Consider the following 20,608-nt stretch of genomic DNA (forward strand, 5'->3'; position numbering starts at 1 on the left):
TCACCATGGCTTCTGTGTTCGAGTACGCGCCGGCGCCCGAGTCCCGTGGAATCGTCGACATCGCCCCGTCGTACGGGCTGTTCATCGACGGCGAGTTCACCGAGGCGGCGGGCGGGAAGGTCTTCAAGACCGTCTCCCCGTCGACCGAGGAGGTGCTCTCCGAGGTCGCCCAGGGCGGCTCCGAGGACATCGACCGGGCCGTCGGGGCCGCCCGCAAGGCCTTCGGGAAGTGGTCGGCGCTCCCCGGCGCCGAACGCGCCAAGTATCTCTTCCGTATCGCCCGGATCGTCCAGGAGCGCTCACGCGAACTGGCGGTCCTGGAGACCCTCGACAACGGCAAGCCGATCAGGGAGACCCGGGACACCGATCTCCCGCTGGTCGCGGCCCACTTCTTCTACTACGCGGGCTGGGCGGACAAACTCGGCCACGCCGGGTACGGGGCGGATCCGAGGCCGCTGGGTGTCGCGGGCCAGATCATCCCGTGGAACTTCCCGCTGCTCATGCTCGCCTGGAAGATCGCCCCGGCGCTCGCCACCGGCAACACCGTGGTGCTGAAGCCCGCGGAGACGACCCCGCTCTCGGCCCTCTTCTTCGCGGACATCTGCCGTCAGGCGGGGCTCCCCCGGGGCGTCGTCAATATCGTGACCGGTGACGGGAGTACGGGCGCGGCGCTCGTCTCGCACCCGGGCATCGACAAGATCGCCTTCACCGGTTCCACCGCCGTGGGCAAGGCCATCGCGCGCGAGATCGCCGGTACGGACAAGAGGGTCACCCTCGAACTGGGCGGCAAGGGCGCCAATATCGTCTTCGACGACGCCCCCGTCGACCAGGCCGTCGAGGGCATCGTCACCGGGATCTTCTTCAACCAGGGCCAGGTCTGCTGCGCGGGCTCCCGGCTGCTCGTCCAGGAGTCGGTCCACGACGAGGTGCTGGAGTCGCTCAAGCGCCGGCTCTCGACGCTGCGCGTCGGTGACCCGCTGGACAAGAACACCGATCTCGGCGCGATCAACTCCGCCGAGCAGCTCGCCCGTATCACGGCGCTGGCGGAGACGGGCGAGGCGGAGGGCGCGGAGCGCTGGTCCCCGGCCTGCGAACTGCCGTCGTCCGGTTACTGGTTCGCGCCGACGCTCTTCACGAACGTCACCCAGGCGCACACCATCGCCCGTGACGAGATCTTCGGCCCGGTGCTGTCGGTGCTGACGTTCCGTACGCCGGAGGAGGCCGTGGCGAAGGCCAACAACACCCAGTACGGCCTGTCGGCGGGTATCTGGACGGAGAAGGGCTCCCGCATCCTGGCGGTCGCCAACAGGCTCCGGGCGGGCGTCGTCTGGGCCAACACGTTCAACAAGTTCGACCCCACCTCGCCCTTCGGCGGCTACAAGGAGTCGGGCTACGGCCGTGAAGGCGGCCGTCACGGTCTGGAGGCGTATCTCGCCCCGTCGAGCCCGGAGGGCGAGCACTGATGAGCACCGCTGACCCGACGCGACTGAGTGTCTTCAAGACCTACAAGCTGTACGTCGGGGGCAAGTTCCCCCGCAGCGAGAGCGGCCGGGTGTACGAAGTGACCGACTCCAAGGGCACCTGGCTGGCGAACGCCCCGCTGTCCTCCCGCAAGGACGCCCGGGACGCGGTCGTCGCGGCCCGCAAGGCGTTCGGCGGCTGGTCGGGCGCGACCGCGTACAACCGCGGCCAGATCCTCTACCGGATCGCCGAGATGCTGGAGGGCCGCAGGGGCCAGTTCGTCCGGGAGGCCGCCGACGCGGAGGGCCTGTCGAAGCCGAAGGCCACGGCGGCGGTGGACGCGGCGATCGACCGCTGGGTCTGGTACGCGGGCTGGACCGACAAGATCGCCCAGGTCGTGGGCGGCGCGAACCCGGTGGCGGGTCCGTTCTTCAATCTCTCCACGCCCGAGCCGAGCGGTGTCGTCACCGTCCTGGCGCCCCAGGACTCGTCCTTCCTGGGCCTGGTCTCGGTGCTCGCCCCGGTGATCGCCACGGGCAACACGGCGATCGTCGTCGCGAGCGAGCGCTCCCCGCTGCCCGCGCTCTCCCTGGGCGAGGTGCTGGCCACCTCGGACCTGCCCGGCGGAGTGGTCAACGTCCTGTCGGGACGGACCGCCGAGATCGCGGCCCCGCTCGCCGCGCACCAGGACGTCAACGGGATCGACCTGACCGGCGCGGACGCGGCCCTGGCGAAGGAATTGGAGATCGCGGCGGCGGACAACCTCAAGCGGGTACTGCGCCCGCACACCACCGACTGGTGGTCCGACCCGGGCACCCACCGTCTGACGGCCTTCCTGGAGACCAAGACGGTCTGGCACCCCACCGGCAGCCTGGGCGCCTCGGGCTCGTCCTACTGACGCCCGGGAGACCTCGCACGGTCCAGGCCCCGCTTTCCCTCATTCGGGCGAAAGCGGGGCCCTTTCCATGCCCACCGCTTGGCAGAACCGTACTCTTCCAGACATGACTGACACCTACGCCATGACCGATGCCCGCGCCAACTTCGGCACGCTCGTGCGTCGGACAGCCCACTCGCGCGAACGCATCGCCATCACAGACCACGGACATGTGGCGGCCATACTGATCAACCCGCAGGATCTGGCGGATCTGGAGGACTCGCTGGCGCTGGCCGAGTACCGGCTCAGGCAGGAGCGCGGCACACTTGAGCCCGGCATCCCGCACGACGAGGTCGGCCGCATGCTGGGGCTGCGGTAAGTGACCTACGAGATCATCTGGGAGCCCCGCGCCACGAACGCGGCTCTGCGCCACCTCAAGGACGACCCGGCCGGACTCTCGGCCGTATACGAAGCCGTGGACACGCTCGCGGCAGAACCCCGCCCCGCCGACTCGATCCCGTATGGATCGGATGATGTGCGGCGCCTGCACATCGGTGACTACCGCGTCCTCTACCTGATCGATGACGACGTCATCCGGATCCTCGTCACCCATCTCGGCCGCACTGTCTGACCGTCAGGCCGGCGGGTCCGGGAGCAGTAGTTTCAGTGCCGGGCCCGCCAGGGGGAGATCCTGGAGCGCGCCGCCGCCCTTGGCGAGCGGGTCCGTCAGCGCCGACGTGGACAGCGGCTTGAAGTCGGCGACCTGGGTGCCCACCGCGTTGTCCAGCGGGTCCACGCCGGTGCCGGAAAGCGGGTTGAGCTTGAGTTTGGTGACAGGCGCGAGCGCACCGGTGGTGGAGTGCGTGAGCGCGCCCGCGAGGCCCTGGCCCGCCGCCTCGCCCGCCGCGGCGAGCTGAAGGCCGCTGTCCGACGAGGCCACGGCGGCGGGCACTCCGCCCAGGCCGAGGGCCGCGCCCGCCGCGGTGACGGTCAGACCCGCGCGCAGCAGAGCGCGGCGCGGAGAGGTGGGAGCCGCATGACGTGCCATGAGTTTTCCTGCCTGGCCGAGGGGAATTTCCTGTTTTGTAACGACACCCGGCCGGGCGGAGTTGCGGTCTGACTCGTCCTCAGGGCCGGTCGGCCCCAGATCGGTCCGCACCGGTCCGCCCCGGTCCGTCATCGGCTGGCCATGATCCGTCGTGGTTCCGTACACCCGGGGGGTCACGTACCCGGGTCCATGCCGCACACTGGTGTCCCGTGAGTCCTCCTTCCCATCCCGCCCGGGTCGTCCTGCTCGCGGGCCCCTCAGGCTCCGGAAAGTCCTCCCTCGCCGCGCGTACGGGTCTGCCCGTGCTGCGCCTCGACGACTTCTACAAGGAGGGCGACGACCCGACGCTGCCGCTGGTCCCGGACAGTTCGGACATCGACTGGGACTCCGCCCTGTCCTGGGACGCGGACGCCGCCGTCGCGGCGATCGAGGAGCTGTGCCGTACGGGCCGTACGGCCGTTCCCGTCTACTCCATCGCCACCAGCGCCCGGGTGGACACGGAGGTGCTCGACCTCGCGCACACGCCCGTGTTCCTCGCGGAGGGCATCTTCGCCGCGGACATCGTCACGCGCTGCCGGGAGTCGGGAGTGCTGGCCGACGCGCTCTGTCTGCGCGGCCGGCCCTCGACGACCTTCCGGCGACGGCTGCTGCGCGATCTGCGCGAGGGGCGGAAGTCGGTCGGGTTCCTGCTGCGGCGCGGCTGGCGGCTGATGCGCGCGGAGCGCGCGATCGTCGCCCGGCAGACGGCGCTGGGCGCGTATCCGTGCGGCAAGGCGGAGGCACTGGGCCGTATCGCCGCCGCCGGGACGGAAACGGCGGCGGCACAAGCGGGGGCAGCGGGAGCGGCGGTACGGAATGCCGCGCCCTGTTCCTCATCCGCGTCCAGCCCCACCGCGAGCGGTCATTGAGCGACCCCCACGGGGAGCGGCCTGCCGCGCGGGAGCGGTCGGCCGCCTCCGCGGGAGCGGCCGGCCGTTCGGCCGCGCAAAAACAGGACCGCACAAGACCCCCCGGTCCTGTACGGTCCCGCTTCTTTTCCCTGTGATCCCCCGTAGGCCCCCACGACCCCCGAGTTCTCCGTGCACCCCCGTGCTTTCCCCGTACTCCCGCCGTCTCCCCCGAGACCGCGGGCCCCCCACTTTCCCCCGTGCTCCCCCGTGTTTCCCCCTGCGGCCCTCAGGCGACCAGTTCGCCGAAGGACTCCTCCTCGTCACGGCCGAAGCTGAGGACCTCGTCCTCGCGCAGCCGGCGGAGCGACCGCCAGATGCTCGACTTCACCGTGCCGACACTGATGTCGAGGATGTCCGCGATCTCCGGATCGGTGCGGCCCTCGTAGTAGCGCAGTACCAGCATCGTGCGCTGGAGTTCCGGCAGGCGTGCGAGCGCCTGCCAGAGCACCGCGCGCAGTTCCGTGCCGCGCATCGCGTCGGTGTCGCCCGCCGTCTCCGGCAGCTCCTCCGTCGGATACTCGTTGAGCTTGCGCCTGCGCCAGGCGCTGATGTGCAGATTGGTCATGGTGCGCCGCAGATAGCCCCCGACCGCGGCCTTGTCGCTGATCCTGTCCCACGCCCGGTACGTCGAGAAGAGGGCGCTCTGGAGCAGGTCCTCGGCCTCGAACCGGTCGCCGGTGAGGTGGTAGGCGGTGGCGTACAGGGAGGCGCGGCGCTCCTGGACGTAGGCGGTGAACGCCGCTTCGGCGTCCCCCGTCCGCGCCGGGTTCTGCCGCTCCCCCGAGGCCTCCCCGTACGTGGCGGCTCCCCCGTTGCCCGCCAGGTCCGCGTCAACCACCGTCATGTACGACGGCTTGTGCTGACGCCCGGCGCCGCGAACGCACCCCCGCCCGTTCACGGCGCCGGACTTCTCACTGCTCCTTGTGACGTCGTGAAGACGCGTGACCACCGCGTTCGAGGCCGTGCCGTGCACTGCGTTCATCCCGCGCCCCCCGTCGTTTGGAGTTGCTTCTTTCCCTGTGACCAAGAGCTTGCCGGGGCAGTTTCATGGCGCTGTCCGCCGACTGTCACAGGCCTGTCACAGGCGGCGGCGTACCTTGCGCGAACCGGGCGGAAAGGATGGGAGCGCTCCAACTGTCGAACTGTGGTCCCCCCATGGGACAGAATGACCTCCGTGCCTTTCCTGTTGCTGATCGAGGACGACGACGCCATCCGCACGGCCCTCGAACTCTCGCTGTCGCGCCAGGGCCACCGAGTGGCCACCGCGGCGACGGGAGAGGACGGCCTGAAACTGCTGCGCGAGCAGCGGCCGGATCTGATCGTGCTGGATGTGATGCTGCCCGGGATCGACGGCTTCGAGGTGTGCCGGCGCATCAGGCGCACCGACCAGCTGCCGATCATTCTGCTGACCGCGCGCAGCGACGACATCGATGTGGTGGTCGGCCTGGAGTCCGGGGCCGACGACTATGTGGTCAAGCCGGTGCAGGGCCGGGTGCTGGACGCGCGGATCCGCGCGGTGCTGCGGCGCGGCGAGCGGGAGTCCACGGATTCGGCGACCTTCGGCGGTCTGGTGATCGACCGGTCCGCGATGACGGTCACCAAGAACGGCGAGGACCTCCAGCTCACCCCGACCGAGCTGAGGCTGCTGCTGGAGCTGAGCCGCCGCCCCGGCCAGGCGCTCTCGCGGCAGCAGCTGCTGCGGCTGGTGTGGGAGCACGACTATCTGGGCGACTCGCGTCTGGTGGACGCGTGTGTGCAGCGTCTGCGCGCGAAGGTGGAGGACGTACCGTCCTCGCCGACCCTGATCCGTACGGTGCGCGGAGTGGGATACCGGCTGGACGCGCCTTCGTGAGTGAGGCACACGCGATGGACGGGCCGGACCGCGGCCCGCACGGCCCGCACGGCCCGCTGGAGAACGGCGCGGGTGCCGGCGATGGCACGGGTACCGGCTCGGGCTCCGGCGTCGGCACGGGCGGGGGCGTCGGCGGTACGCGGCGCAGCGCGGCGGAGAAGGGCAGCGCCACGAAGAAGGCGATCCTCGCGGGGCTCCGCTGGACCAGTCTGCGGCTGCGGCTCGTGGTCGTCTTCGGGGCGGTGGCCCTGACGGCGGCGGTCTCCGCGTCGGGGATCGCGTACTGGCTCAACCGCGAGGCCGTGCTGACCCGCACCCAGGACTCGGCGCTCAACGACTTCCAGCAGAAGATGCAGAACCGAGCGGCGGAGCTGCCCCTGTGGCCGAGCCAGAGCGAGCTCCAGAACACCGCGGAGCAGATGGCGGACGGCAACGCCGGTTACAGCGTGCTGCTGATAGGTGAGCGCGCCGAGGGGAAGCCCGTCGTCGGCGCCTCGGACCGGGACACCTTCACCCTGGACGACGTACCGAAGTCGCTCCAGCAGGCCGTGAACGGCCGGCAGAAGGTCACCTCCGGGAACGACTACCCGTACCACGTCTTCTGGCTGCGCACCGAACTGGGCGGTACGCCCTATCTGGTGGGCGGTACGCGGATCATCGGGGGCGGTCCGACCGGCTATCTCCTGAAGTCCCTGGACCAGGAGCGCGCGGATCTCAACTCGCTCGCCTGGTCACTGGGGATCGCGACGGCCCTCGCGCTCGTCGGGTCGGCGCTGCTGGCGCAGGCCGCGGCCACGACCGTGCTCAAGCCCGTGCAGCGGCTGGGCGAGGCGGCCCGGCAGCTCGGTGAGGGCAAGTTCGGGACCCGGCTGCGGGTGTCGGGGACGGATGAGCTGGCGGATCTCTCGCGTACGTTCAACAAGGCCGCCGAGTCGTTGCAGAAGAAGGTCGCGGACATGAGCGCGCGGGAGGAGTCCAGCCGCCGCTTCGTCGCCGACATGTCCCATGAGCTGCGTACGCCGCTGACCGCGCTGACCGCCGTGACGGAGGTGCTGGAGGACGAGGCGGACAGTCTCGACCCGATGATCGCGCCCGCGGTGACCCTGGTGGTGAGCGAGACCCGGCGGCTCAATGTGCTGGTGGAGAATCTGATGGAGGTCACCCGCTTCGACGCGGGTACGGCCCGGCTCGTCCTGGACGATGTCGATGTCGCCGACCAGGTCACGGCCTGTATCGACGCGCGGGCCTGGCTGGACGCGGTGGAGCTGGACGCGGAGCGCGGCACCATGGCGCGGCTCGATCCGCGGCGGCTCGATGTGATCATGGCGAATCTGATCGGCAACGCGCTCAAGCACGGGGGTTCGCCGGTGCGGGTGGCGGTGCGCACGGAGGGCGGCTCCCTCGTGATCGAGGTACGGGACCACGGGCCCGGTATCCCCGAGGACGTCCTGCCGCATGTCTTCGACCGTTTCTACAAGGCGAGCGCGTCACGGCCGCGTTCGGAGGGCAGCGGTCTGGGGCTGTCGATCGCGATGGAGAACGCCCATATCCACGGCGGTGACATCACCGCGGCCAATGTGCCGGACGGCGGCGCGATGTTCGTACTGCGCCTGCCCAGGAACGGCGCGGAGCCGGACGACGCGGCGGCGCGGGACGGGGAAGCGGAACCGGGAGAGGAAGGCGACGCGCGGTGACGCGGACGAAGCGGCCGACGCGAAGCGGACGGAACGGCGGGAGGACGGCCGGCACCCGGCTCGGGGCCCGGCTCGGGGCCCGGCTCGGCCCGGTGACCGGCGGGGCCCGGCGCGGGTCGTGGCTCGGGCCGGACCGCGTGACCGGCGGCGGAACGGCCGACGACGACCGGACCGGCGACAACCGGACCGGTGACGGTACGGCCCGCGCGGGCCGGGCCCGCCGGCCGGGATCCCGGGGCGCGCGGCTCGCGGGCGCCCTGGTCGTCCTGCTCGCCGCCCTCGCCGCGGGATGCGGGATCAGGACCACCTCGGTGCCGGTGGACGCGGGGCCCGCGCCCTCGCGGATGCCGTGCCAGGTCGCGGGAGAGAGCGTGATCACACAGTCGCGGCCCGGCGTTCCCGTGCGGATCTATCTGGCCTGCGCGTCCGGCCTCGCGTCGGTGGAGCGCGCGGCGCCGATCCCGCAGGGGAAGTCGGTCGACGGCCGCGTGTCGATCGCGCAGAGCCTGCTCGACGAGCTCCAGGCACAGCCGTCCACGAGCGAGCGGGAAGCGGGCTTCACCACCTACGTACGGGGTCCGCTGATCCTCTCCCCGCCCCGCGAGGGCGACCCCGCCGGCACACTGCGGCTCAGCCGCCAGCCCGAGGACCTGCCCGCGACCGCGCTCGCCCAGATCGTCTGCACCTTCGCGGAGAGCGAGTTCACGGCCGGCACGGTGATCCTGGGCGGCCCCGGCGACTATCCCCCGCGCGGCTACGGGTGCGACCAGAAGACGAAGAGCAACCCGGACACGGCGGTCCCCACGCTCGCGCCGCGTCCCTCGGCTTCCACGTCGGCTTCCGGTTCCGCGTCGGCTTCCGGTTCCGCTTCCGCGTCCGGTTCCGTTTCGGCGTCCCGTTCCGCGTCGGCGCCGTGACAACCGCCGTGCCGGGGTGATGCCCGTCTCATGGCGGCGTTCCCGCACCGGTGGCGGAACCGATTCCGCCGGCCCGCGCGTCCTTGGGTACGTGCGTCAAGGTCCGGGCGGCATCGCCGTCATCCGCTTCCGTACGGCGGGGCTCGTACTCCTCCTTCTGCATCTCGCGCTGGTGGGGTGGCTGACGCTCCGCCCACTGGACGTTCCGTGGGTGCACGCGGCCAATCTGACACCGTTCGCGGGCATCAAGGCGGATCTGGCGCTCGGCCTCCTCATGGGCGCCCGCCGGATCGCCGAAGGACTGCTCCTGCTGGCCCCGCTCGGGGTGCTGCTGCCCATGGCGGGGGGCAGGATCGCCGTGTCCGGCTGGGCCTCCATGGCCCGTACGGTCACGGCGGGCGCGCTGATCTCCCTGGGCATCGAGCTGCTGCAGACCGGGGTCCCCGGCCGCGTGGTCGACGTCGACTCGCTCCTGCTCAACACGGCGGGTGTGGCGCTGGCCCATCTGCTGCTGGTGCCCGCCGGGCGGGCACGGCTGCGGCGCGGGCGCCGGTCCCGTACGCCGCGTCGCGCACCCCGCCTGGGCGACGGCGCGGAAACCCCCCATCGGGACGAGGCCCCTCAGGGAGCGACCCCGACGATTCCCAGGGTCGGCATCGCTCCGTAGAGCGACGCTCGGGCCCCGGCTCCGCCCGCACCATGGAGACAACGGGAGCACACGAGAAGAGGCTCCCCCAAGGTCTCGAAGGAGCCCACCATGGCCGCATTGATCCGCCCCCGTGACGGACGGATGATCGGCGGAGTGTGCGCGGCGCTGGCACGGCGCTTCGGCATCTCCGCGTACACGGTTCGTGCGATCTTCCTTGTCTCGTGCCTGCTGCCGGGGCCCCAGTTCCTGCTCTACGTGGCGCTGTGGGCACTCCTGCCGAACGAGAGGACCGCCACGACCGCCTGGTAGCGGTCCGGTCCGCGCGCACGGGTTCCGTACGCGTGAGGACAACGCGGACGGCAGGGACCCGTGTCCGTACGGCACACAGTGGGGCGCACACCCGGATGCGGGTGTGCGCCCCACCGACGTGGTCCCGGACCGCCGGGCCGGGCGGTTCAGCCGCCGATCGGAATCCCGTTGACCGGCAGTCCGCCCGGGGCGTTCACGGGCAGTCCGCCGAGCAGTCCCTTGAGCGGGTTGGCGGTCTGCGCGGCGCCGAAGACGTACGGCGTGACCGTCCGCAGAGTGCCGAGCGCGATCCGGCTGCCCTGTACGACATCGGAGGTGGGCGCGGGAAGCTGCTCCGCGACCTCCTCCAGAGGCAGTTGCTCGGCGGTGTTTCCGACGGTGTCCAGCGCGGAGACCGCGCCGGCGCCGACGAGGGCACCGGTACCCACGGGCACGGGCGCGGCGGCTGCGGTGCCCACGGCGGCGGCGGCGAAGGCGGCACCGAGGGCGGCGACTCCGAGAGTCTTGACGGCGGACTGCTTCATCTGGGATTTCGTCCTTGGGGAGGGGGGCTTCGAAACTTCGGGAGGAGCTTCGGAACTTCGGGAGGAAAACGGGAGCGGATATGCGCGCGGCTCCGCAAGGTAGCCAGTCCCGTACATCTCCCGCAAACACCGGGAAGCGGCCGGAATCATGTGTTCCCGACCGCTCCCCAGAATGCCATCCCCTCCACCTCAGACATATATGCGCTGGTCAGGGCCTTCTACTTGAACAGCCACTCGGATTTCAGCTCCGCGTATCCGGGCTTGATCACGTCATTGATCATCGCGAGTCGTTCATCGAAAGGAATGAATGCTGATTTCATCGCATTGACCGTGAACCACTGCATGTCGTCGAGCGTGTAGTCGAACGTGTCGACCAGCAGCTCGAATTCCCGGCTCAGGCTCGTACCGCTCATCAATCTGTTGTCGGTGTTGACCGTGGCCCGGAAGTGCAGTCTGCGCAGCAGCCCGATGGGGTGCTCGCCGTACGACGCCGCCGCGCCGGTCTGGAGGTTGGAGCTGGGGCACAGCTCCAGCGGGACGCGCTTGTCCCGTACGTACGCGGCGAGCCGGCCCAGCGTCACCGAGCCGTCCTCGGCGACCTCGATGTCGTCGATGATCCGCACACCGTGGCCGAGCCTGTCGGCGCCGCACCACTGGAGCGCCTGCCAGATCGAGGGCAGCCCGAAGGCCTCGCCCGCGTGGATGGTGAAGTGGTTGTTCTCGCGCTTCAGATACTCGAAGGCGTCGAGATGGCGGGTGGGGGGATAGCCGGCCTCCGCGCCCGCGATGTCGAAGCCGACGACTCCCGAGTCCCGGTGGCGGTTGGCGAGTTCGGCGATCTCCAGGGCGCGGGCCGCGTGGCGCATCGCGGTGAGCAGGGCGCCGACCCGAATGCGGTGCCCGTTCGCCTGGGCGCGCCGCTCGCCCTCGCGGAAGCCCGCGTCGACGGCCTCGACGACCTCTTCGAGGGTGAGCCCGTTCTCCAGGTGCTGCTCGGGCGCGTACCGGACCTCCGCGTAGACGACGCCGTCCTCGGCGAGGTCCTCGGCACACTCGGCGGCGACCCGGAAGAGCGCGTCCTGGGTCTGCATGACGGCGCAGGTGTGCGCGAAGGTCTCCAGATAGCGCTCCAGCGAACCGGAGTCGGCCGCCTCACGGAACCAGACTCCGAGTTTGTCGGACTCGCGTTCGGGAAGGTTCTCGTAGCCGGCCTCACGGGCGAGGTCGATGATCGTCCCCGGGCGCAGTCCGCCGTCGAGATGATCGTGGAGGAGTGCCTTGGGGGCGCGGCGGATCTGGTCGGCGGTGGGCGGACGGTAGGTCTGGCTCGTCATCTCCGCACTCTAACGCCTACGCGCGTAGAATGCCGCCGTGGATATGGCCGTCGATATGTAACAGTGATCAGGCGGACGGGTGGAGTACACCCGTCCTTCTGAGACTGTTCTGCTATGGGACAGAACGCAGTTCCCGGGCCGGGGGGACGTACGGCAGGCCGGGGCGGTTCGGCACGCGCGCGTCGCGCGGAGCCGCGGGCACGGTTGGGGCGGCCGTTCACCGCACTTCCCACGGGGGTGGGCACGGGGGGCGTGATCCTGGTGCTTCCCACCGGCGAGCAGGTCTCCGACCGCCGTCCCTCCCCCGTCGCGTACGCCCGGGTGCTGCCGCTGGCACGGGCGTTGGCCAGACCCGGGGCGGCCGAGGGGCTGGCCGTGCATGTGGTGCACTACCGCAGGCGGGGCTGGAACGGCACGGACGCGCAGCTCGCGGCGGACGCCGAGTGGGCGGCGGAGGAGGTCGTACGGCGGTACGGCGACGTACCGGTGTGTCTGGCCGGACACGGGATGGGCGGCCGGGCCGCGCTCCAGGCGGCGGGGCACTCCGCGGTCAACTCCGTGCTGGCGATGGCCCCTTGGCTGCCCGAGCAGGACAGGGCGGTGGAGCCGGAGCCGGTGGGGCAGCTCGCGGGCAGACAGGTGCTGATCATGCACGGCACCAATGACGAGCGCAGCGACCCGGAACTCTCCTACCGGCTGGCCGAACGGGCCAAGAAGATCAACCGCGACATCTGCCGCTTCGAGGTGCACTCCGACGGCCACGCGCTGCGCCAGCACCACGGCGAAGTCCTGGCGCTGGCCACGGACTTCGTCCTGGGCGCCCTGCTCTCCCGCTCCTACTCCCGCCCGGTCGCGGACGCCCTGGCGGCCCCGCCGCCGCTGGGTCTGCGTATGCCGCTGGCGGCGGGGTTCGGCAGGTTACTGCGTCCGTAGGGGCGGACGGCGGCGGGCGGTCGGGGTCAAGGGGCGGCTGGCGGCGGACGGTCGGGGCCGACGGTCCTTACGGCGCACCGCGCCGGTTCAGTTCGCGAGCAGTTGGCCTCTGCGGGAGAGCAGGAAGCGTTTGAAGGCCGCCACCGGCGGGGTGTCCGGGTGGCCGCCGAGCCAGGCGAGGCCGATCTCGCGTACCGCGCGCGGTGCCGTGACCGTCAGTTCGACCACTCCGGGGCGGGGCACGGCGGGCGGGGGCAGCAGGGCCACCCCCAGACCCGCCGCGACCAGCCCGCGCAGGGTCTCCGCCTCCTCGCCCTCGAAGGCCACGCGCGGCCGGAAGCCCGCCTCGGCGCAGAGGTCGTCGGTGATCCGGCGCAGCCCGTATCCCGGCTCCAGGGTGACGAACGTCTCGTCCGCCGCCTCCGCGAGCCGGATCCGCCGGCGGCCGGCGAGCCGGTGGTCGTCGGGGACGACCAGCCGCAGCCGCTGTTCGTCGACCCGGCGGGCGACCAGATCCGGGGCGTCGGGCACCGGCGAGGTCAGACAGAGGTCCAGCTCGCCCGCGCGCATACGCTCCAGCATCGCCTCGCCGTAGTTCTGGACGAGCTGGAACCGGACCCGCGGATGGTCGGCGCGGAAGGCCCTGATCAGGCCCGGTACGGTCTCGGACCCCATCGTGTGCAGAAAGCCGAAGGCCACCTTGCCGGACGCCGGGTCGGCGTCGGCCCGTACGGACTCGGCCGCGCGCTCGACCTCCGCGAGGGCCCGTTCGACCGAGGCGAGGAAGGTCCGGCCCGCCGGGGTGAGCGAGACCGTACGGCCCTTACGGGCGAACAGCGCGATGTCCAGGTCCTGTTCGAGCCGGACCATCGCCCGCGAGAGGGTGGACTGCGGTACACCCATGTCCTGCGCCGCGCGGGTCACATGCTCATGACGGGCCACCCCCGCGAAGTACGCGAGGCGCGGCGCGAGGACCGCCGACCAGGACTCGGGATCCAGCTCGGCGGCACCGCTGGCACCACCGCCACCGGCAGCACCACCGGCACCGCCGACCCCGGCTGTCGCCGCCATGTCTTCTTCGTAACTGTTCGATGACACGTGCCTCTGTGACCTGTGCTCATGCGTCATGGGAACGATTATCGCCGTTCCATGCATTGGACGCATGAAGCCGCGGTGCTTACGTTCGGAACATGCCTTCCGTCAGTACCGGGGCGCCCACCACCGTGGGCGCCTCCCCCTCGCCGTCCACAGCCACCGCCGATCCCGCCATCGCCCCCGCCTCCGCCTCCGCGCATCTGAGCCCCGGCCGGCCCGGCTACCGCCGTATGAGCCTCGCCCTCTTCGCCGCGGGGGTCGCGACCTTCGCCCTCCTCTACTCCACCCAGGCCCTGCTGCCCGCCATCTCCACCGGCCTCGGTGTGACCGCGAGCCAGGCGAGCTGGACGGTCTCGGCGGCCACGGGCGCGCTCGCGCTCTTCGTCCTGCCGCTGAGCGCGCTGTCCGAACGGTCCGGCCGGCGCACGCTGATGACCGTCTCGCTTGCGGTCGCCGTCGTGGTCGGGCTGCTGGTGCCGTTCGCGCCGAGCCTGGAGTGGCTGGTGGCGCTGCGCGCGGTGCAGGGCGCGGCGCTCGCCGGGCTGCCGGCGTCGGCGATGGCGTTCCTCGCCGAGGAGGTACGGCCCAAGGCGCTGGTCGCCGCGATCGGTCTGTTCGTCGCGGGCAACAGCGTCGGCGGGATGAGCGGCCGTATCCTCACCGGCTGGGTCGCCCAGCTCTGGGGCTGGCGCGCGGCGCTCGGCGCGGTCGGACTGCTGGCGGTGGTGTGCGCGGTGGCCTTCCGCGTTCTGCTCCCCAAGGCACGGAACTTCACCCCGCGTTCGCTGAGTCCGCGGTCGCTGGCGAGGACCGTCGGCGGACATCTCGCCGATCCGCTGCTGCGCAGGCTGTACGCGATCGGCGCGCTCTTCATGACGGTGTTCGGCGCGGTCTACACGGTGATCGGCTACCGGCTGGCGGAGGCGCCGTTCGACCTCCCGCAGGGCGTCATCGGCTCGATCTTCCTGGTCTATCTGGTCGGTACGGTCTCCTCGGCGGCGGCCGGGCGGCTGGTCGGACGGCTGGGCCGGCGCGGCGCGCTCTATCTGGCCGTGGGGACGACGGCGGCGGGGCTGCTGCTCTCCCTGGCGGACACCCTGGCCGCGGTGCTGCTCGGTCTGGTGCTGATCACGGCGGGCTTCTTCGCGGGCCACGCGGTCGCCTCGTCCTCGGTGAGCCGTACGGCGAAGACGGGCCGCGCGCAGGCCTCGGCGCTCTATCAGTCGGCGTACTACCTGGGCAGCAGCGCGGGCGGCACGCTCGGCGCGATCGCGTTCCACGCGGGCGGCTGGGTGGCGACCGTACTGCTGGGCCTGGCGGCGGTGCTCGGCGTCGTCTCCCTCACCCTCTACGGCACCCACCGCGCCCGAGCGGAGCGCCGCCTGACCGCCGCGGCGGCCTGATTTGCCGCCGACACGGTCCGGAACCGGGCCGTCCTCGCCGAGTGAGCCCAGCGCCTCAGCCGATCGTGCCGGTATCTCCCCCGGAATCCTGCCCCGGCGGTCTACCTATACTTGGCCCATGGACCAGGAACTGGAGCGCGCCGCCCTCGTCGCGCTCCTGCGACGAGGCGATCGCTCCTGGTCCGAACTCACCGACCAGATCGAGACCGTCGGGAGCGCATGCGATGTACTGGAGCACGCGCTCGATGCCTCGGGCCAGGGCGCGCTCTTCAACACCGAGCCCGCCACGGATCTGAAAGCCGTCGCGGCCGAGATCGCGGCCTGGGAGCGCGAGGGCATGCGGCTGGTCACGATCCTGGATGAGGGCTACCCGCTCTACCTGCGGCTGGTCCACCAGCGCCCACCCTTCCTGTTCCTGCGCGGCGCACCTGTCAGCGACGATCTGCGGGTCGCCGTCGTCGGCACGCGCACGCCCACCCCGGAGGGCGTCTCCCACGCCCGCGCCATCGCGGGCGGGCTCGCCGAACGCGGCGTCACAGTGGTCAGCGGACTGGCCGCCGGAATCGATGCCGCCGCGCACGGAACCGCCCTCGCCGTCGGCGGCCGGACCGTCGGTGTCATCGGCACCGGTTTGCGGCGCTCCTACCCCCCGCAGAACGCACGGCTCCAGGAGGAGATCGCAGAGCGGGGCCTGCTGATCTCCCAGTTCTGGCCGGACGCTCCGCCCTCAAAGACGTCCTTCCCGATGCGTAACGCCGTGATGAGCGGGTACAGCCTGGCCACCGTCGTAGTCGAGGCCGCCTACCGCAGCGGGGCCCGTATGCAGGCGCGCCTGGCCTTGGAGCACGGTCGGCGGGTCTTCCTCATGCGCTCTCTGATGACTCACGAGTGGGCACGGGAGTACGCGACCAGGCCCAACACAACCGTCATCGACGGCCCCGACGACGTCTTCGACGAACTCGACTCGCTCGTCCCCGCCGCGGGCGAGCTCACCTGGGCGTAGCCGGCGGATCAGGGTGGCAACCGTCGTCGGGCTGTCCGCCCGTTACGCCAACTTCCTCGTCCACTCCCTGCCGCCCGGCCCTGGCGTCTGCCAGGTCTGCCGCGGCCCGGCGAACACCGGCTACCCCACCTGCTGGCAGTGCCGGCAGGCCGGCAACGTCCTCGGCACAGGAGTCGCCGACGCCGTGGTGCCGGTCAGCCTGGCCCTCAAGGGTGAGCAGTACGCCAACGAACTGTGGCGTTACAAGAACGCTGCCGGCCCTCAGCAGCAGCACTTCCGCGTGGGGCTGGCTGCTGTCCTGTGGCGTTTTCTCGCCCTGCACGAAGACTGCGTCGCGGCCCACTGCGCCGTACCCGGTTTCGACACCGTCACCATCGTGCCCAGCACGAGCGGACGTGAGAACCATCCCCTGCGCATCATGGTGGCCGACATGGCAGGCGTCACCCGCGACCGCTACCGCGACCTGCTCACACCCGCACCGAACGCGTCCGCACTCGGCCGCACCGTCTCGGCCGAGCGTTACACGTCATCGGCACTCTGGGGCGAGAGCGTCCTGCTCATCGATGACACCTGGACGACGGGCAGCCATGCCCAGTCCGCGGCCGCGGCGCTGAAAGCCGCTGGAGCGGGAAGTGTGGCAGTCGTCGTTCTCGGACGGCACCTCAACATCAACTATGGCGACACCGCCACACACATCAGGCAAGCGCGACTGCGCCGATTCTCCTGGGACGTCTGTGCAATCCGGTCGTGGAGCCACGCCTAGAGCCTGTCCGACAAATCCCACCTGGCTCACCCGAGAGGCGGACGGCGCTGTGTGTCAGATTCGCCCGCCCCTCCCTGCAACTGCGGGGGTCTCTCATCCGTCTAGCACCCGGAAGACTCCATACGGGTGACGTGTACCGACGGGTGACACGCGCCCCTGACGGACGGGGTGGGGATGGGGCACATAGGACGTACCGGTGCCGTGGCGGCGGGGGTTGCCGCGTTGGTGGTGCCGTTGACCGTGGTGCTGGGGGCCGCGCCCGCGCAGGCGGCTTCGTGTACGACCAGCAAGGGGCCGTATCAGAAGCAGGTCGAGAAGTTCCTCGGCCGGCCGGTGGACGGCAAGCAGTCCGCGGCCGACTGCAAGGCCATCCGCTCCTTCCAGCTGAAGCACGGCATCACGCCGACCATCGGCTACGCCGGACCCGTCACCTGGGGCGTGATGGATCTGATGAACAAGCAGAAGGCCGCGGGCAAGACACCGAACAAGGCCGGCAAGTGCCCGGTCAACAAGGGCCGTATCGCCTGTGTCGACCTCACCCGGCAGCTGAGCTGGGTGCAGGACGGCAAGAAGCTGGTGTACGGGCCCGTGGCGGTCCGTACCGGGCGCAACGGGTACGAGACCCGGACCGGGCTGAAGAAGATCTACTGGCGGCACAAGAACCACGTCTCCTCGATCTACGACGTGCCCATGCCGTACAGCCAGTTCTTCGACGGCGGCCAGGCCTTCCACTCGGTCGGCGTCAGCATGTGGAACCCGCCGGGTTCGCACGGTTGCGTGAACATGACCAAGACCGCCGCCGTCAAGTACTGGTCCCTGCTGAAGAACGGTGACGACGTCTACGTCTACGGCCGGAAGCCGGGAACCTGAGTATCAGCATCGATGTCAGTGCCGTGCGGTAGCTTCCGGGAGACTGTTCAAGGGGGCGACTGGGGTGACCTATGAGTGATCTTGTTCCGGCACAGGACCTTGATTCCCGGCTGGAGAAGCACCGCACGGAACTGACCGGCTACTGCTACCGGATGCTGGGCTCGGCCTTCGAGGCCGAGGACGCCGTGCAGGACACGATGGTGCGGGCGTGGCGCGGATTCGCCGCGTTCGAGGGCCGCTCCTCGCTCCGGTCGTGGCTCTACCGCATCGCGACCAACGTCTGTCTGGACATGCTCAACGCGGGCAACCGCAGGGCGCGGCCCGTCGATCTCACGGCCGCGACACCGGTGGCCGAGGCCCAGCTCAGCGCCCGTCCGGAGATCACCTGGCTGGAGCCGGTGCCGGACGGGCGCGTGCTGCCGTCGGTGGCGGATCCGGCGGACACCGCGGTGTCGCGGGAGACGATCCGGCTGGCGTTCGTCGCCGCGCTCCAGCATCTTCCGCCGAAGCAGCGGGCCGTGCTGATCCTGCGTGAGGTGCTGGCCTGGAAGGCGAGCGAGGTCGCCGAGCTGCTGGACACCACGGTCGCCTCCGTCAACAGCGCGCTCCAGCGGGCCCGTGCGACCCTCGCCGAGGCGGGGCCCGCCGAGACCGATACGGCCGATCCGCTGGACGACGAGCAGAAGGCGCTGCTGGAGCGGTATGTCACGGCCTTCGAGGGCTATGACATGAAGGCGCTGACCGCGCTGCTCCATGACGACGCCAAGTTCTCCATGCCGCCCTACGACCTCTGGCTCCAGGGCCATGAGGACATCGTCGGCTGGCTGCTCGGTGTGGGCTCGGTCTGCCGCGGTTCGCGGCTCATCCCGACGGCGGCCAACGGCACCCCGGCGTTCGCGCACTACCACCCGGCCGAGGACGGCTCCGGCCATACGCCGTGGGCGCTCCAGATCATCGAGATCGAGGACGGCCGGATCGTGGGGATCAACAACTTCCTCGACGCGGCCCGCTGGTTCCCGCTGTTCGGTCTGCCGCCGAGGCTGGAGAAGGAGTGATCTCAGCGGCTTTCGCCTCCCTCGCCCTCGCCCTCCCTCTCCCCGGTCACGGTCCCGGTCCCGGTCGCGGCCCCCGCGCCCGCACCGGCCCCCGCACCCGTACCCGCACCGGGCGTCTCCTGAAGCGTGCCCGCGAGATCTGAGAGACCCATCAGGTCCAGGAGCAGCCGCATCTCACCGCCGACGCCCCGCAGCCCGAGGCGGCAGCCGTGGCGCCGGGCGGTGAGATGGAGGCGTGCCACCGCCTCGACGGCCGCGAGATTCGGCGGGCCGAGCCCGCCGACATCACAGATCGCCTCGGCCGCCTCCGTGCCGTACAGCCGCGCGGTCAGTTCCTCGCACAGCCTGGGCACATCGGCCGGGGTGAGCCGGCCCGTGATGACAAGAACGATCGGTTCTGTGGCGTCCACGCCGAATGAGACCGGCGCCATGGCCGGAACTCATCGCGGCGCCCCCGGCCCCGATGCCGTCGGGCGGCCGGGGGCCGACCCCGGCAGGGCACCAGGGGGCCGAGCCCGGCAGGGCGGCGGGGCGGCCGGGGGGCCGCCCCGCCCGGGTCAGCCGACCGGGTAGGAGACGCGCTCCAGCACCACCGGGGTCCGCTCGTACGAGGTGCCGGACGGGGCGATGTCGTACGCGCCCTCCAGCGCCTCCAGCGCGTAGCCGAACTTCTCCGGGGTGTCGGTGTGCAGCGTCAGCAGGGGCCGCCCCGCGGTGATCTCGTCGCCCGGCCTGGCGTGCAGTTCGACACCCGCGCCCGCCTGGACCGGGTCCTCCTTGCGGGCGCGGCCCGCGCCAAGACGCCACGCGGCGACGCCGACACCGTACGCGTCGAGCCTGGTGAGGACTCCCGACGCCGGCGCGGTGACCACATGCCGCTCCCTGGCCACCGGCAGCGCCGCGTCCGGATCGCCGCCCTGGGCCGCGATCATCCGGCGCCAGACATCCATCGCCGAGCCGTCGGCCAGTGCCTTCGCCGGATCGGCGTCCTTGAGGCCCGCCGCGTCGAGCATCTCGCGCGCGAGAGCGAGGGTCAGTTCCACGACATCGGCCGGCCCGCCGCCCGCGAGCACCTCGACGGACTCCCGTACCTCCAGGGCGTTGCCCGCGGTCAGTCCGAGCGGGGTGGACATGTCGGTGAGCAGGGCGACGGTCCGTACACCGTGGTCGGTGCCCAGACCCACCATGGTGGCGGCCAGTTCACGGGCGTCCTCGACGGTCTTCATAAAGGCGCCGGAGCCGACCTTGACGTCCAGGACGAGCGATCCCGTGCCCTCCGCGATCTTCTTGGACATGATCGAGGAGGCGATCAGCGGGATGGCCTCGACGGTGCCGGTGACATCGCGCAGCGCGTAGAGCTTCTTGTCCGCGGGGGCCAGTCCGTCGCCCGCCGCGCAGATGACCGCGCCGGTGGTCTCCAGGACCTCCAGCATCTCGGCGTTGGAGAGCAGGGCCCGCCAGCCGGGGATGGACTCCAGCTTGTCGAGCGTGCCGCCGGTGTGGCCGAGACCCCGGCCGCTGAGCTGCGGTACGGCGGCGCCGCAGGCGGCCACCAGCGGGGCCAGCGGCAGCGTGATCTTGTCGCCCACTCCGCCGGTGGAGTGCTTGTCGGCCGTGGGCCGCGAGAGCGCGGAGAAGTCCATGCGCTCGCCGGAGGCGATCATGGCGGCGGTCCAGCGGGCGATCTCCGTACGGTTCATACCGTTGAGCAGGATCGCCATCGCCAGCGCCGACATCTGCTCGTCGGCGACCTCGCCGCGCGTATAGGCGTCGATCACCCAGTCGATCTGCTCCGGGGTCAGTTCGCCGCGGTCCCGCTTGGCGCGGATGACGGAGATGACGTCCATGGCGTTCCTTTCGTACAGCGGGTCGTA

General features: G+C 71.1%; 23 protein-coding genes. 16 read left to right on the forward strand and 7 right to left on the reverse strand.

Features of this window, described 5'->3' with window-relative positions:
* The first annotated feature begins 5 nt into the window (after positions 1-5).
* The 4 genes from OG214_RS14870 to OG214_RS14885 all read left to right on the forward strand — a co-directional run bounded on the left by OG214_RS14870 (position 6) and on the right by OG214_RS14885 (position 2,966).
* On the forward strand, positions 6-1,463 hold the full coding sequence (locus OG214_RS14870) for an aldehyde dehydrogenase family protein (RefSeq protein ID WP_363081325.1): 1,458 nt from the start codon (positions 6-8) through the stop codon (positions 1,461-1,463).
* A complete protein-coding gene (locus OG214_RS14875) occupies positions 1,463-2,359 on the forward strand; it encodes an aldehyde dehydrogenase family protein (RefSeq protein ID WP_405985009.1) in 897 nt (298 codons plus the stop codon). Before OG214_RS14870 ends, OG214_RS14875 begins: the two co-directional genes overlap by 1 nt.
* 103 nt (positions 2,360-2,462) lie before the next feature.
* On the forward strand, positions 2,463-2,714 hold the full coding sequence (locus OG214_RS14880; protein WP_363081327.1) for a type II toxin-antitoxin system Phd/YefM family antitoxin: 252 nt from the start codon (positions 2,463-2,465) through the stop codon (positions 2,712-2,714).
* Positions 2,715-2,966 (forward strand): type II toxin-antitoxin system RelE/ParE family toxin, encoded by a 252-nt coding sequence (locus tag OG214_RS14885; RefSeq protein WP_363081328.1) that lies wholly within the window; start codon positions 2,715-2,717, stop codon positions 2,964-2,966.
* Positions 2,967-2,969: 3 nt separating this feature from the next.
* Here OG214_RS14885 and OG214_RS14890 read toward each other — a convergent pair whose 3' ends face one another.
* Positions 2,970-3,383, reverse strand: a complete 414-nt coding sequence (locus OG214_RS14890) for a hypothetical protein (protein WP_405985010.1) — start codon at positions 3,381-3,383, stop codon at positions 2,970-2,972.
* A gap of 209 nt (positions 3,384-3,592) precedes the next feature.
* Between OG214_RS14890 and OG214_RS14895 the strand changes: the two genes are divergently transcribed.
* Positions 3,593-4,291, forward strand: a complete 699-nt coding sequence (locus OG214_RS14895) for a uridine kinase (protein ID WP_405985011.1) — start codon at positions 3,593-3,595, stop codon at positions 4,289-4,291.
* A gap of 268 nt (positions 4,292-4,559) precedes the next feature.
* Here the strand turns inward: OG214_RS14895 and OG214_RS14900 are convergent, their stop codons facing one another.
* Complete coding sequence (locus OG214_RS14900) at positions 4,560-5,315, reverse strand: SigE family RNA polymerase sigma factor (RefSeq protein WP_363081331.1); 756 nt, start codon at positions 5,313-5,315, stop codon at positions 4,560-4,562.
* 192 nt (positions 5,316-5,507) lie between these two features.
* Between OG214_RS14900 and afsQ1 the strand changes: the two genes are divergently transcribed.
* From afsQ1 to OG214_RS14925, 5 genes are all read left to right on the forward strand, one after another.
* Positions 5,508-6,185: a two-component system response regulator AfsQ1 gene (gene afsQ1 / locus OG214_RS14905; protein ID WP_079124961.1), complete on the forward strand. Its 678-nt coding sequence runs from the start codon at positions 5,508-5,510 to the stop codon at positions 6,183-6,185.
* The gene (locus tag OG214_RS14910) at positions 6,182-7,879 is read left to right on the forward strand and encodes an ATP-binding protein (protein ID WP_405985012.1); all 1,698 of its coding nucleotides are present in this window, start codon (positions 6,182-6,184) and stop codon (positions 7,877-7,879) included. The genes afsQ1 and OG214_RS14910 overlap by 4 nt, the downstream gene beginning before the upstream one ends.
* Positions 7,876-8,796, forward strand: a complete 921-nt coding sequence (locus OG214_RS14915) for a hypothetical protein (protein ID WP_405985013.1) — start codon at positions 7,876-7,878, stop codon at positions 8,794-8,796. The genes OG214_RS14910 and OG214_RS14915 overlap by 4 nt, the downstream gene beginning before the upstream one ends.
* 91 nt (positions 8,797-8,887) lie before the next feature.
* Complete coding sequence (locus OG214_RS14920; RefSeq protein ID WP_405985014.1) at positions 8,888-9,463, forward strand: VanZ family protein; 576 nt, start codon at positions 8,888-8,890, stop codon at positions 9,461-9,463.
* A gap of 90 nt (positions 9,464-9,553) precedes the next feature.
* The gene (locus tag OG214_RS14925; protein ID WP_363081335.1) at positions 9,554-9,754 is read left to right on the forward strand and encodes a PspC domain-containing protein; all 201 of its coding nucleotides are present in this window, start codon (positions 9,554-9,556) and stop codon (positions 9,752-9,754) included.
* A gap of 146 nt (positions 9,755-9,900) precedes the next feature.
* On the opposite strand, the gene OG214_RS14930 is transcribed toward OG214_RS14925, so the two are convergent.
* Positions 9,901-10,278: an ATP-binding protein gene (locus tag OG214_RS14930; RefSeq protein ID WP_363085144.1), complete on the reverse strand. Its 378-nt coding sequence runs from the start codon at positions 10,276-10,278 to the stop codon at positions 9,901-9,903.
* Between the two features lie 218 nt (positions 10,279-10,496).
* The gene (locus tag OG214_RS14935) at positions 10,497-11,612 is read right to left on the reverse strand and encodes an adenosine deaminase (RefSeq protein WP_363085143.1); all 1,116 of its coding nucleotides are present in this window, start codon (positions 11,610-11,612) and stop codon (positions 10,497-10,499) included.
* Positions 11,613-11,864: 252 nt separating this feature from the next.
* Here OG214_RS14935 and OG214_RS14940 point away from each other — a divergent pair, with 252 nt between their 5' ends.
* Positions 11,865-12,545 (forward strand): alpha/beta hydrolase, encoded by a 681-nt coding sequence (locus tag OG214_RS14940; RefSeq protein WP_363085142.1) that lies wholly within the window; start codon positions 11,865-11,867, stop codon positions 12,543-12,545.
* Positions 12,546-12,632: 87 nt separating this feature from the next.
* Here the strand turns inward: OG214_RS14940 and OG214_RS14945 are convergent, their stop codons facing one another.
* Complete coding sequence (locus OG214_RS14945) at positions 12,633-13,673, reverse strand: LysR family transcriptional regulator (RefSeq protein ID WP_405985015.1); 1,041 nt, start codon at positions 13,671-13,673, stop codon at positions 12,633-12,635.
* 62 nt (positions 13,674-13,735) lie between these two features.
* Here OG214_RS14945 and OG214_RS14950 point away from each other — a divergent pair, with 62 nt between their 5' ends.
* The 5 genes from OG214_RS14950 to OG214_RS14970 all read left to right on the forward strand — a co-directional run bounded on the left by OG214_RS14950 (position 13,736) and on the right by OG214_RS14970 (position 18,734).
* Positions 13,736-15,043 (forward strand): MFS transporter, encoded by a 1,308-nt coding sequence (locus tag OG214_RS14950; protein WP_405985016.1) that lies wholly within the window; start codon positions 13,736-13,738, stop codon positions 15,041-15,043.
* 118 nt (positions 15,044-15,161) lie between these two features.
* Entirely contained in the window at positions 15,162-16,046 is an 885-nt protein-coding gene (locus tag OG214_RS14955) for a DNA-processing protein DprA (RefSeq protein ID WP_405985017.1), read from the forward strand.
* Between the two features lie 13 nt (positions 16,047-16,059).
* Positions 16,060-16,809: a hypothetical protein gene (locus OG214_RS14960; RefSeq protein WP_405985018.1), complete on the forward strand. Its 750-nt coding sequence runs from the start codon at positions 16,060-16,062 to the stop codon at positions 16,807-16,809.
* 174 nt (positions 16,810-16,983) lie between these two features.
* Positions 16,984-17,679: a L,D-transpeptidase family protein gene (locus OG214_RS14965; protein WP_363085139.1), complete on the forward strand. Its 696-nt coding sequence runs from the start codon at positions 16,984-16,986 to the stop codon at positions 17,677-17,679.
* A 71-nt stretch (positions 17,680-17,750) separates the two neighbouring features.
* Positions 17,751-18,734: a sigma-70 family RNA polymerase sigma factor gene (locus OG214_RS14970; RefSeq protein WP_363085138.1), complete on the forward strand. Its 984-nt coding sequence runs from the start codon at positions 17,751-17,753 to the stop codon at positions 18,732-18,734.
* A 2-nt stretch (positions 18,735-18,736) separates the two neighbouring features.
* Here OG214_RS14970 and OG214_RS14975 read toward each other — a convergent pair whose 3' ends face one another.
* Both OG214_RS14975 and OG214_RS14980 read right to left on the reverse strand, forming a co-directional pair.
* Complete coding sequence (locus tag OG214_RS14975; RefSeq protein ID WP_405985019.1) at positions 18,737-19,165, reverse strand: STAS domain-containing protein; 429 nt, start codon at positions 19,163-19,165, stop codon at positions 18,737-18,739.
* 126 nt (positions 19,166-19,291) lie between these two features.
* Complete coding sequence (locus tag OG214_RS14980; RefSeq protein WP_365906094.1) at positions 19,292-20,581, reverse strand: thymidine phosphorylase; 1,290 nt, start codon at positions 20,579-20,581, stop codon at positions 19,292-19,294.
* Between the last annotated feature and the right edge of the window lie 27 nt (positions 20,582-20,608).

Source organism: Streptomyces sp. NBC_00872 (assembly GCF_045161915.1).
GTDB lineage: Bacteria > Actinomycetota > Actinomycetes > Streptomycetales > Streptomycetaceae > Streptomyces.

Coding starts and splice junctions, on each gene's coding strand:
- OG214_RS14875 (WP_405985009.1), top strand. CDS start 1,463: ATGAGCACCGCTGACCCGACGCGACTGAGTGTCTTCAAGACCTACAAG.
- OG214_RS14950 (WP_405985016.1), top strand. CDS start 13,736: ATGCCTTCCGTCAGTACCGGGGCGCCCACCACCGTGGGCGCCTCCCCC.
- OG214_RS14935 (WP_363085143.1), bottom strand. CDS start 11,612: ATGACGAGCCAGACCTACCGTCCGCCCACCGCCGACCAGATCCGCCGC.
- OG214_RS14900 (WP_363081331.1), bottom strand. CDS start 5,315: ATGAACGCAGTGCACGGCACGGCCTCGAACGCGGTGGTCACGCGTCTT.
- OG214_RS14925 (WP_363081335.1), top strand. CDS start 9,554: ATGGCCGCATTGATCCGCCCCCGTGACGGACGGATGATCGGCGGAGTG.
- OG214_RS14890 (WP_405985010.1), bottom strand. CDS start 3,383: ATGGCACGTCATGCGGCTCCCACCTCTCCGCGCCGCGCTCTGCTGCGC.
- OG214_RS14975 (WP_405985019.1), bottom strand. CDS start 19,165: ATGGCGCCGGTCTCATTCGGCGTGGACGCCACAGAACCGATCGTTCTT.
- OG214_RS14930 (WP_363085144.1), bottom strand. CDS start 10,278: ATGAAGCAGTCCGCCGTCAAGACTCTCGGAGTCGCCGCCCTCGGTGCC.
- OG214_RS14880 (WP_363081327.1), top strand. CDS start 2,463: ATGACTGACACCTACGCCATGACCGATGCCCGCGCCAACTTCGGCACG.
- OG214_RS14870 (WP_363081325.1), top strand. CDS start 6: ATGGCTTCTGTGTTCGAGTACGCGCCGGCGCCCGAGTCCCGTGGAATC.
- OG214_RS14970 (WP_363085138.1), top strand. CDS start 17,751: ATGAGTGATCTTGTTCCGGCACAGGACCTTGATTCCCGGCTGGAGAAG.
- OG214_RS14980 (WP_365906094.1), bottom strand. CDS start 20,581: ATGGACGTCATCTCCGTCATCCGCGCCAAGCGGGACCGCGGCGAACTG.
- OG214_RS14955 (WP_405985017.1), top strand. CDS start 15,162: ATGGACCAGGAACTGGAGCGCGCCGCCCTCGTCGCGCTCCTGCGACGA.
- OG214_RS14965 (WP_363085139.1), top strand. CDS start 16,984: ATGGGGCACATAGGACGTACCGGTGCCGTGGCGGCGGGGGTTGCCGCG.
- OG214_RS14945 (WP_405985015.1), bottom strand. CDS start 13,673: ATGACGCATGAGCACAGGTCACAGAGGCACGTGTCATCGAACAGTTAC.